Raw genomic sequence first — 11,356 nt, forward strand, 5'->3', positions numbered from 1 at the left:
GACCGGCCGGCGACGACTGCGCGCGAAATCTCTTCTCGCTCGGCAATCGTCAAAGCGAGCCTGGAGCGGTGTCGTGGCGTTGGCTGTATCCCGCCATTCCTCGCGAGAACTCGTTGTACTGCTGAGTGGTAGCGATCAAACAGTCTGGCAATCTGCGCAAGGGTGTCACCTTTTCGCCACCGCTCCCACATTAGTGCCTTTTGAGTCTCGGTGTAGTAGATCCTGCGCCTCTGTTTCATTTTCAACACCTCCACTGCACACGCAGTGTCTAGTGTTGCATCGACCCATTGAATCCACGGTCGTCAACGGCCTTCGGTGCGCTTCTATCGCTCGACGGGAAGTGCCGCGTCCGACCATCGTTTTGGCTGTAAGACTCGTCGCGTTACAGTCATCCCGATGAAGGCGCCGCCTCCGGCTTTGGGGCTATTGCCCGCAGGGCGAGATGTGAATTGACGCGCTGAGATGGCGCTACAGAGATAAGAGTTATTATCTCTGTAGCGCCATTTTGGTACAAAACCCGCTCCACACAAAATGCCCCGAAGTCTTACTGTTCCCGATGGCCTCCCCGAGCCCGCCGCCCTTGCCGCGCTGCGAGCCTGGTACGAGGGCGCTTCCTCGCGTGAGTCGGCCGACCGCTACCTGCGCGATCGGCTTGGCGATGGCATGTCGGCAAGAGGCATCATCGGGGCGATCCGGCGCCAGCTCGTTCAGTATGCCCGGCAGCGCCAGCGCCCCGACCTGGCGGAAGTCTTCGTGTGCTCCGCCACCGAGCGCGTGGGCTACGCCCGGGCCGCCGCGGCGGCCATCGAGCAACTGCGCGTGACCTCCGTGCCTTCGCCGCAGATCAGCGATGCTGTGGCACAGTGGCTGCCAGCGCGCGCGGTACGCGCCCTGCAGGCCGCTGGCATCGCCACCCTAGCCGACCTTACCGTTCGTGTTCCCCGCCGGCGGCAGTGGTGGACCGCCGTCCCGGGGCTCGGCCCCGCCAGCGCCCGCCAGATCGAGGCATTCTTTGCCGCTCACCCGGCGCTAACCGAGCGTGCCCGCGCCTTGATCGTCGCCGACCGACAGCCCATCGTGACGCCGTGGGAACACCTGCGGCTGCCGCACGAGGTCGACGGCTCCGCCGGCGCCTTCCGCGCTCCTCTGTCGACCTGCATCCTAGGCGTGGACAACGATTACGAGGCCATCCAGGCCTGGCTGGCCCTGCACGAATCCCCAGCCACGCAGCGCGCCTATCGCAAGGAAGCCGAACGGCTCATCCTGTGGGCCATCGTCGCGCGAGGGAAGGCCCTTTCATCCTTGACGACCAAGGATGCGACCGACTATCGGGCATTTTTGCGCAGGCCCACGCCGCGCGAGCGTTGGGTCGGCCCCCCGCGGCCACGCACGTCGCCAGACTGGCGCCCGTTTGTCGACAACCTCTCGGCGCGCTCGGTCGCCCATGCGCTGGCCGTGCTCAGCGCGCTGTTCCGCTGGCTGGTGGAACAACGCTATGTGCTGGCCAACCCCTTTGCGGGTATCAAGGTGCGCGGCAGCCAGCGTGCCATGGCGGTGGAAACCACGCACGCCTTCACCGAAGGAGAATGGCTGCTGGTGCGCACCATCTCCAACGGCCTCGAGTGGTCGTACGGCTGGCAAGCCGCGGCCGCACAGCGGCTTCGCTTCCTGCTGGATTTCGGATACGCGACGGGACTGCGGATCAGCGAAATGGCCAATGCCGCGTTGCGTCACCTCGACGTCGACGCCGCGGGCGATCACTGGCTGCACCTGGTCGGTAAAGGTGGCAAGCCCGCTAGGGTCACATTGACGCCCTTGGCGCGGGCAGCGCTGGAACGCTACCTGCTGGAGCGCGGACTCCCTGTCAGCCGCGCTCGCTGGAACCCCGCTACGCCCTTAATCGGTAGCCTGGACGGTGGCGGAACCGGTATCACGCCCGTGCGCCTGTGGGAAGTCATGCGCCGATTCTTCGGGCTCGCAGCGAATATCATAGAAGGCGATCATCCAGCGTTGGCAGAGAAGCTCCGACGGGCGACGCCACACTGGATGCGGCACACCCACGCGACCCACGCGCTGGCGAAGGGCGTCGAACTGAGCGCTGTGCGCGACAACCTGCGCCACGCCTCAATTTCGACCACCTCCATCTATTTACATACTGATGATGTCAAGCGGGCCCGGCAATTCGGCGAGGCATTCGCTGCCTGAATCTCTTATTTAAGTGGTTGCCGTGAGTACGGGACGCGAGCAGATCGTAGCGCTGGCCTGAAATGCGCCAGATTTTGCACCGGAAGGAACAGCAACCGGGGAATGCGCTACCGCACAAGCCATTGATCTATAAGAGAAAATCAGACCAAAGCGCCAGATTTAGCACGAAAAGTACGATTACCCCAATTAGGCACGGATGAGCCGACCGAATGCAAACGCTTGAGGGGTTGATAAGGGTGGGACAGCCGCGGTGCCCATTTCTTAGGACCATGCCAGAGCCAGATGCTGGCCCGGTCACGTTATCCCGTTTCTCGAACCGGTTTCTCTATGAAGCCAAGCGAGCCGGAAGGAACAGCATTTGAACCCGACTATGGTCGGATGGTATCGGCCCACGCTAACGCCACGCGGGAAGCTGAAAGGCCTGCGGCGTGACTCGCGAGTACCGCCCCAGGGCAAGCCCGGAATCAGTCGACGGTTACCGACTGCGGATTCAACCGGTCGCTGCCTTTCTGCCTTTCGCCTGGTGCAATTCCTAGGCGTCCGCGCTGCAATTCCGTCGCCGCACTATTTTGCAACTAGCTTGCGTCAGGCCAGCGACACCGCCTATCCAACGCCCCCTCCAGAAAGACTCTTCCTCCGCACCCCCGAAGCAGACATTACCGCTTAGCCGCTACAACAATACCAGATAGCTAAACATAATTATGTTAAATATATGATCTGTCAGAGTTATGCAAATTGAACCGACTGGCCGTTGGTGGCACGTCCCTCCAGTGTAGAACCGCGATTGGTTTGAAAAATCGTCCCGATTGGATTGAAATGCCGCGATGCGGGCCAGTCGCACGACGCCGGCCCCGGTTAAACGCTCAGAACTGGGACTGCACGGCCGCGATGAAGCCTAAGACTGCCTCGCCTGCCTTGGCGATCTCTGCAACTGCTGGCAGTCCCTTCAGCAGCGCGCCAACCACGGCGCGGGACGGTTTGGGGCGTTCACACTGCGCGGTCACACCTTCCAGGATTTCCAGCGCGTCGCGCCGACCATCTGCGGTAAAGGCCCGCGCGATCAATCGCGGCAACGAGCTGACGGGCGCGTTGCCGGAATGGCTACAGCGCGCTGTTAATGCTGGGCAGTCTGCTGAACATTTTAGGATCTCTTGAGATTGAGTACCGGCTCTCCATCAACCCTGCACGGCACAAGCAATCGCGATAGCCACCGTCATAGAGGTCCTTTAAGTCTGCGCTAGCGCCGTCATCAAAGCCCCTCGTTCGACAATCCCCAGATAAGCTCCATTGGCCGTCATGACCACGGGCTCCGCAGGATGGCGGTGTGCCACCGGTGCCAGCACCCGCTTCAGTTCCGTAGCGTCTGCATCGACACACAAGACGCATGCCGGATGCGAAACGAATTGCAAGCAGCACTCGCGTTTGATCCATGTGCTATAGCACGGCAGCCCCACAACATCGGCTATCAGGTCGAGGCAGATGACTCCGACGGGTGTGTCGCCGGTCAGCACCACGATGGCTTGGGCCGATGGATGACAGGCGAGGATGTGCAGCGCGTCGGCTAGGCTCTGTGTATGTTGCACGCCCGGTACTCGCTGCGTGATTTGCTTCAGCAGAAGCGAGGCTGTCATCGTTCAGTTCCCGTATGTCATATTCCGTGGCATCGCTCGACGTGCTGGCAATAGGCCGGGCTTCCCCCAGCAAATTGGCTAACGGGTGTAGTCGCGACAAAACAATCAGAACGCGTGTCTAGTGAGCGCCGCTATGTGTCACAAGACCGCTACGCGAGCGACACCATTTCCACAACGGCGCCAATCGGCGCATCAAATTGTCGTGCCTGCGAACCTCGAACATGCTGCGGCGGCCATACGACTTATTGAGCCAGATAGGGGCGCGATCCGCCCCTATCCCAGCACCCCCCAGAGATCCTGGTAAACGTCGTCGAATTTGGCACTGCGGCTGCTGCCGGCTTGGGGTACTACCTCCGAATTTCACCGCGGGAAGTTGATGAGAAAGAGGCTACGCGACGCCCTCGCTTGCCAGTGCCCGACCGGTCCTTTAGCCAACTTTTTGAACAGTCCGTTCTGTGTAAAACGCATCGAGTTGTCGACTCGGAACCTGAACGGAGGTAGATGCGCTGGGGCCGGCGCGTTCGAGAGGCCGGTGCGCCCGACGTGACCCTGCCCGCGACCTCCCGCATCGGTGATCAGGTCGTCGACATAGATGAAGTGCCTGCAGAACAAGTTGTTGTCGGGGCGACGGTATGGTGTTCGCCGTGGCAGTTCTGATGAACAAGCAAATGCCTCTGAAATGTATCTCAGCGACCCTCGGCTTCCCGTAGATCGGTGATGAACCAAAAAAACCCCCTAGACAGCGAGTTCCGCCCAGGGGGGCACGGGAGAGAGGTCAACGCAGATTTGCGTCATTCAACTTTCGACGCGGGTCAAGCTCACGCCTGTAACCGGAGACAAAGGACCTTTGAGCTAATCGAAACGAACTCGCAAAAACCGCTTCAAATAGTAGATCGGTTAGCGTTATGAGATCAAGCCATGGTATTAAAAACGAGTTATTTAAAAAAATCGTAACAATAATGTTTTAGTCAATTTGAACCAGACAATTTATAAACGTCAAGGAGTCGTGGATGTGAGCTTTTGGCCGCTGAGATTGATGTGTAGCACAATTGGGATCCTCAGCCCTTGAAGCCCGAAGCACCGAACTAATTTAGCAACCATGCCATCTGGTGTTGAGTAGAGCCTGGGCAGGAACCCAATAAATAGATTCGCTTGGATGAAGAGAAACTGACAATCTCACGAAAATTGAGAATCGTCCGAGAGAAGCCTTAAAGGAATTACGCCGTGACTATCGATCGACTGTATCGCGACGGCACGTGCGTATACGATGCGGAGGATGCTCAAAGATGCCGCACAACGAAAGTCCAGCAAGGAAAAGGTCGCTCTGAATCAGGGCACATTGACCCGATGCCCCCGACTATTGCTTAATGCAAAGAGGTTAGAAGGTACGAGCGTTGCGGAGATCAGCACCAAGCAGGCCTTACGCAAGGTGCGTTCTATCGACTTCCGCAACTTGCGCATCTACCTCGGCACTCTCGCTTTTCGGTCCACGCGTAGCTACGTACTTCAGACAGCGGTTTCCAGCCAATGCAAACTGAAAAGCTGCGCCCGGTCGATCCAGACCTTCTTCGGATTGAACCCCGAGTCCGCGGCGAGCTCTTGGAAGCCTGCAACCGTGAATTTGTGCGAGCTCTCGGTATGGATCGTTTCGCCCTCACGAAGCTCGATTGAGGTACTGCATACCTCGGCGACTTGGTCCTCCCTGCTTACCAAGTGCATCTCGATGCGTTGTCTCGCAGGGTTGTAGTAGGCGTAGTGTGAGAACGCATTGAGATCAAATGTGCCTTTGAGTTCGCGGTTGATCCGTCGCAGCAAGTTGATGTTGAACTGCGCCGTCAGTCCTTCCTGATCGTTGTACGCGGCATGCAGCAGGTCTGGACGTTTGACCAAATCCACTCCAATAAGGAGACCGCCACCCCTCAACAGCGTCGCGGCCCGCCTTAATAACGCGACTGACTCACGGGGTTCGAGATTTCCGATGGTCGATCCGAAGAACAAACCGATGGGATGTTGGGACGGTTTGGGAAGCTTTTCGATGGCCATGTAGTCCTCAACCCGCGGGCATATCTCGAGGTCAGGATACGTCGCCATGAGCGCTCGTGCAGCTCGAAAAAGGTGCTTGCCAGAGATATCGATCGGTGTGTAGCTGAGAGGGCGGCCGATGGCCTGCAAGCCCTCCAGGATGTGGCCGACCTTTGTGAGTGAACCGGCGCCGAATTCGAGAATGTCCGCATAGGGCCCAATGGCTCTGGCGATTTCGCACGCATTATCTGCCAAAATTTGCAGCTCCGTCCTGGTCGGGTAGTACTCAGGCAGGCAGCAAATCCTTTCGAAGAGCGTTGAACCCAGAGCGTCGTAAAAATACTTCGGCTGCAGTTGCTTAGGCAGGGATGGAGGTCGGTTCAAACCGTCCAGCACGTCAGCGGCAAAGGTATTCGTCAACGTAAGCATGATGTATGGGGAGTCTGACGAGGCGACTACGTTGGCCGAACGACGATTTCTCGTTACGAGATTCGATGGCTCGACGCGTTGTTTAAGGAATTAGTATTTACGTTGACTTATGGATTTTTTTCAACTGCGATGTGATAAAAGCACTGTTTTGGTTTACCAAACAGTTGGTGTACTCATGTATTCATAGAATATTCAAAGCTAGCATATTTCTATTCTTCTATTCATGGATGTATGATCATCTTATGTTGCGCACAGATCGTCATAACGAGATCAAAAGTTCACCACGAAGTGGTGTTTAATTGGAGGCAGCCTAGCTGTCTGGCTTGGAATTTGCGTATTCTCGAGCTGGGTAGCCGAGCGGCTCTGGGCCTGACGTATCGGGATTCTGGGAGGAACTGGGCGTGATGCGATGCTCCATCCACCGTGCGCGATGCCTTGTAGTGCCTCCGGATGTCTGCCTTTTTTCGCTCCTTTGCCGGATATCTCTTCTTCGTCGACGCCTCCTTTATGAAGACAGAACTACAACATCATTCCTCGCGTGCTCGTGGCTGGCACGTCGGTTTCCTCCCGATTCAATGCCTTGCCGCCATCGCACTCGTCGCGGTTTCCAGCACCGCCGACGCTCAACCGTGGTTCACTGATCCTGGCGTGCATGTCGCGTATGGGCGCGATTCGAGCCATAATGTGAACAAGTACGAGCTCGGTATCAACTTCAATACGCCGCTCAAGTACGGCAATCCGGATGGCTGGCTGTTACGCGTCCAGGCGGAACTGAACGTGGCCGGCTGGCAGTCGCGGGGCGGTACCGATTCCACCAACCTCGCTGAATTCGGTCTTACCCCGATCCTGCGCCTGGAAAAGCGAGGCGGTAACTTCGCGCCGTTCATCGAAGGTGGCGTCGGTTTGCGGTTGCTGACGCACACGCATACCTCCAACGAGCACGACATGAGCAGCGCCTTCCAGTTCGGTGACATGGTCGGCGTGGGTGTGAGTATCGGCAAGAGCGTCGAGACCGGCTTCCGCTTTCAGCATATCTCCAACGCCGGTATCGATGAGCCCAACCCGGGCGCCAACTTCTACACCGGCTACGTCCGTTATCGCTTCTGACCCATATATAATGAAGGTGCAATGTTTGCGCGATGCGAACCGCCTTGAGGGCCGACTGGAAAGCGGTGAAGAATCCTGAAAGAATCTACCGCCGCTTCGTAGTTCTGTGCCGCATCTTAAAGTCGTTTTCGCAATCGCTGGTTGTCTCGACGGCAGCAAGTTCAAGGCAATCAAGACATTGCAAATTTCCGTGCTGTTATCCCGGCGGAAGTCAGCAATCGTCTTGAAGTCGGGCGCCAGTCGTCCGATCAGCCACACCGGCTCCATATTGCGTTGCCATTCGCGCTCGAGACGGCGGCGGGACTGGACGCGGGTGAGGTAGCCGTGGATGCATATATTCGACTGAACGGCAGGATCATATGAGGGGCAATCTATAGTCGAAGGATTGGCACCTTCGAGCCCGAGCGATTCGAGATCCAACTCGTCAACAAACGCGCCGATGATCCTGGTGGGAAGCGCGCTACTCGCCTTCGCGCGCCAGGCGGCGCCATTGCCCCGGCGTCATCCCCATCTTGTCGGTGAACACACGCCGGAATGCCGATACGGATCGATAGCCGACCGAGTCGGCCACGGCCTCAGTGGTCATCGCCGGCTTCTTCAGCTCATTGGCGGCCAGGCTCATCCGGATATCGGTCAGCAGATCGGCTGCCGAGCGCCCCAGCTTGTCCTGAAAGTGCCGCATGAATGTGGCGCGTGACATGCTGCACATGTCGGCCAGATCATGCAGGTTCCAGGGTCGCGCCGGATCGGCGAACATGGCTGAAATGGCCGGGGCCAGTCTTGGATGGCCGGCCAGCGCCAACAAGCCTGCCGGGGTCTGTTCAGATTCGCTCGCCGCGCGCAGTACCAGTGTGAACAGCGCCGAGCTAAGCGCGTTGAGCATGGCGTATCCGCCAAGCTCGTCGCCCGCGGTCTCCATGCGCATCAGCCCCACGAGACTGGCCAGGCGATGCGAAGCAGACACGATGCCCTTTTCACCATGGCCGTCTATGGCTCGTACCACGAGAGTCGTAGGTAGATAACCGCGAATCAACCGATCATGGGGCGGCGCGATGAAAAATCGCCCGCACAACAAGTCCAGATGCTCGCCCTGGCCGTCATTCTCGCTGAGCGTCCATCCTGCAGAACCTTGGCGTTCGTAGGTAAGACCCGGCGCACGTCCGCTGCCATCGTGCAGCACGTGCGCCGACCCATGAGGCAACAGCACGATATCTCCGCCCACCAGGTCCCTGGCCGTCCCCGTCTGCGGATCCTCAATAATGGCCCGGCCCTTGAGCACGACGTGATAGGGAATCTCATGCGCTGCGGACTGATCCCAGGCCACACGCCATGGCGCCCCGTAGACGCAGCGGACCTCGAGCTGGCCAGTGAGGTTGATCATTTGCAGGAGATGGCTGAGCCAGTCGACTTGGGACATAGGACCTCGATAACTTGAAACGCTAAGGCAGTCTTACTGCAATTGCACACCGGTTGTACGCACCGCAAGACCCCAGTACACGAGCCGATCGGACACGTTGCGAACCGGCCAGGCTGGGAGGATAGTGATGCGCTGAACGAGTCCTGAGGACGGTACTGGTATCAGCGGGTTAGTCCAATAGCTTTCGGTACTGGATGAAACCCGAGTGATCAGCGATGCGGTCGTAAAGCTGCATGCCGCTATGGTTGGATTCGTGTGTCAGCCAGTGCACACGGGACGCCCGCGACGTCTCGCTTCCGCATAGACATGCTCGATCAGCAAGCGACCAATGCCGCTGCCACGCGCATTGTCAGCAACAAACAGGTCCTGAAGATAGCAGTAGTCGCCCGTCGTCCACGTAGATCGATGGTAGATCGAATGCACCAGCCCCAATGCTTGTTCTCCCACCATGGCAAGCGCTGCATGCATCGGCTCGCCTGGGTCCAGGAAGCGCCCCCAAGTATTGAGCGTCACGGACTCGGGGATATCCACTTCGTAAAATCGCTGATAGCCTTTCCAGAGCGGAAGCCAGATATCAAAATCGGAGTTATCAATGGCTTTGATCTCGACTGATTGCATAAAATAGCCTTCCCTCTAAGGACTTCTGGCTAAGCCGCCGTCACTTCGAGCCCGCGCTGCACCGCCGGACGCGCGAGGCCGCGATCAAGCCACGTCTGGACATTACGAAAACGGTCGAAGCCAACAATCTCGCGCGCTTCGTAAAAGCCGATCAGGTTACGCACCCAACCAAGCAGCGAAATATCGGCGATGCTATAGCCAGCGCCCATCACCCAGTCGCGGCCCGCGAGCCGTTCGTCGAGGACACCGAGCAGCCGCGCCGATTCGGTTACGTAGCGGTCGCGCGGGCGCTTGTCCTCATAGGCTTTGCCGGCGAATTTGTTGAAGAAGCCAACCTGGCCGAACATCGGCCCTACACCGCCCATCTGCCACATCAGCCACTGGATCGTTTCGTAGCGCGTGTTGGGATCGGTGGAGAGGAACTGCCCCGTCTTGTCAGCGAGATAGATCAGGATCGCTCCCGATTCGAACAAGGCTAGCGGCCGTCCGCCCGGACCGTAAGGATCGTAGATCGCAGGAATCTTGCCATTGGGGTTGAGCGCGAGGAAGGCCGGATCTCGGTTATCGTTCGCCATGATGTCGATGCGGTGCGGCTCATAGGCGAGGCCTGTCTCCTCCAGCATGATGCCGACCTTCACTCCGTTGGGCGTCGGTAAGGAAAAGAGCTGGAGCCGATCAGGGTACTGGACTGGCCAGCGCGTGAAAATTGGATGATTGAGTGTCACTTGCTTCCTTCCAGGCTTGTTGGGTCATACGCAAAGCCCGGACGCGTTTCCAAGACGCTTTCCTGGGTGCCTCCGGGCTTCGGCATTACGCTCGCATCAGATGACACCTTCCAAGACCCTCGGAGGGGGTCGATGCGAGCGGATAGCGTTCAGATCGAACCAGCCGGCGTAACGGCGGGAAAGTCCTTCTCGGGATCGAACACGTTATTGAAGAAATTCGTCAGGGAGTACATGGCGACCAGCGCGACGATCTCCATGACGTTCGCATCCGTGTAGCCGGCATCGCGCACAGCTTTCAGATCGGCGTCACTGACCTGGCCGCGGGTCTCGATAACCTTGCGCGCAAACTGGAGGGCAGCGTCGCGCTTCGGGTCGCTGGCATGGCCCTTCCGGGCGAGAATGATTTCCTCGGCCGGCAGCTTGGCCATATGCTCGGCCGTAAGGCTGTGGACCGCCAGGCAGTAGTTACAGCCATTCACTTCGGAGACCGCGAGGCCGATGCCGTCACGCGTCTTCACGTCCAGCGCCTTGCTCAAGGAGCCGAGCAGGCCTGCCCATGCGTTGAACGCGATCGGGCTTTGCGCGAAGGTTGCCATCATGTTGGGGGTGAACCCGATGTTCTTGGTGAACGCATCGAGGGTGGGTTTCGAATCGGCCGGTACCTGTTCCGGCTTTAGGGCTGCTGCTCGTGCCATCATAATCTCCGTGAGTTACGGGTTTTGCTAATTGGGGAAAGTCCATGTGGGAACCATCCCTCGGCTTACTCCGCGCCAAAATTCTGGGTCGAAGCTTGTCAAGCCTCCACTCGGGAAGTACCTTGCGGTCGCCTCCTAATTGAAGGCTGCTTAATCGTTCGACGCGATCACTGGCGCCGCGTCTTAAACGAAGTCCAGCACATCGGCCACTGGACGGCGCGGCTTCTGCGCCCAGTTTCCCGCGCGCTCTGCCCCGATGGACAACAGCATGACCGGCACTTCGTTTGCAGCCAGTCCGAACTCGCGGTGCAGCGCTTCGGCATCGAAACCGATCATCGGCGTCGAACCCAGGCCCAGCGAGCGGGCCGCGTAGATCATCGCTGCCGCGCCGAAGGTGCCGGTGCGTACGGCCTCGTCGCGCTGGCGCTGCGGGTGGTCCATGTACAGATCGCGTGCGGGGATTTCCCATTCAGACACCATCGCCGCCGGCATAACGCCCGCTTCCAC

Annotated in this window: 9 protein-coding genes and 3 pseudogenes; 2 read left to right on the forward strand and 10 right to left on the reverse strand. The window is 58.7% G+C overall.

The genetic code is table 11. The features are described 5' to 3' along the window. Positions 1–239 (reverse strand): annotated as a pseudogene (locus tag BLR29_RS33145) (IS30 family transposase); the annotation flags it as partial. A 292-nt stretch (positions 240–531) separates the two neighbouring features. Here BLR29_RS33145 and BLR29_RS31415 point away from each other — a divergent pair. Further along, entirely contained in the window at positions 532–2,205 is a 1,674-nt protein-coding gene (locus BLR29_RS31415; protein WP_092143925.1) for a site-specific integrase, read from the forward strand. Positions 2,206–3,068: 863 nt separating this feature from the next. On the opposite strand, the gene BLR29_RS31420 is transcribed toward BLR29_RS31415, so the two are convergent. From BLR29_RS31420 to egtD, 3 genes are all read right to left on the reverse strand, one after another. Next, positions 3,069–3,278, reverse strand: a complete 210-nt coding sequence (locus BLR29_RS31420; RefSeq protein ID WP_143018583.1) for a hypothetical protein — start codon at positions 3,276–3,278, stop codon at positions 3,069–3,071. Positions 3,279–3,431: 153 nt separating this feature from the next. Further along, positions 3,432–3,836, reverse strand: coding sequence for a CBS domain-containing protein (locus tag BLR29_RS31425; RefSeq protein ID WP_092143931.1), 405 nt, complete (start codon positions 3,834–3,836; stop codon positions 3,432–3,434). Positions 3,837–5,342: 1,506 nt separating this feature from the next. Next, the gene (egtD, locus tag BLR29_RS31430; protein WP_092143934.1) at positions 5,343–6,287 is read right to left on the reverse strand and encodes an L-histidine N(alpha)-methyltransferase; all 945 of its coding nucleotides are present in this window, start codon (positions 6,285–6,287) and stop codon (positions 5,343–5,345) included. 450 nt (positions 6,288–6,737) lie between these two features. On the opposite strand from egtD, the gene BLR29_RS31435 reads away from it, so the two are divergent. Further along, complete coding sequence (locus tag BLR29_RS31435) at positions 6,738–7,394, forward strand: acyloxyacyl hydrolase (protein ID WP_255371547.1); 657 nt, start codon at positions 6,738–6,740, stop codon at positions 7,392–7,394. 174 nt (positions 7,395–7,568) lie between these two features. Here BLR29_RS31435 and BLR29_RS31440 read toward each other — a convergent pair. From BLR29_RS31440 to BLR29_RS31465, 6 genes and pseudogenes are all read right to left on the reverse strand, one after another. Beyond that, a pseudogene (locus BLR29_RS31440) lies at positions 7,569–7,847 on the reverse strand (transposase); the annotation flags it as partial. 7 nt (positions 7,848–7,854) lie between these two features. Beyond that, complete coding sequence (locus BLR29_RS31445; RefSeq protein WP_092143940.1) at positions 7,855–8,811, reverse strand: AraC family transcriptional regulator; 957 nt, start codon at positions 8,809–8,811, stop codon at positions 7,855–7,857. A gap of 169 nt (positions 8,812–8,980) precedes the next feature. Next, positions 8,981–9,429 (reverse strand): annotated as a pseudogene (locus BLR29_RS31450) (GNAT family N-acetyltransferase). A 29-nt stretch (positions 9,430–9,458) separates the two neighbouring features. After that, complete coding sequence (locus BLR29_RS31455; protein WP_092143943.1) at positions 9,459–10,154, reverse strand: glutathione S-transferase N-terminal domain-containing protein; 696 nt, start codon at positions 10,152–10,154, stop codon at positions 9,459–9,461. A gap of 149 nt (positions 10,155–10,303) precedes the next feature. Continuing rightward, complete coding sequence (locus BLR29_RS31460) at positions 10,304–10,849, reverse strand: carboxymuconolactone decarboxylase family protein (protein ID WP_092143946.1); 546 nt, start codon at positions 10,847–10,849, stop codon at positions 10,304–10,306. A 183-nt stretch (positions 10,850–11,032) separates the two neighbouring features. Next, positions 11,033–11,356 (reverse strand): nitroreductase family protein (locus tag BLR29_RS31465; protein ID WP_176861123.1); only part of this gene is annotated, 324 nt, incomplete at its 5' end.

Source organism: Cupriavidus sp. YR651 (assembly GCF_900101625.1).
Classification (GTDB): Bacteria; Pseudomonadota; Gammaproteobacteria; order Burkholderiales; family Burkholderiaceae; genus Cupriavidus.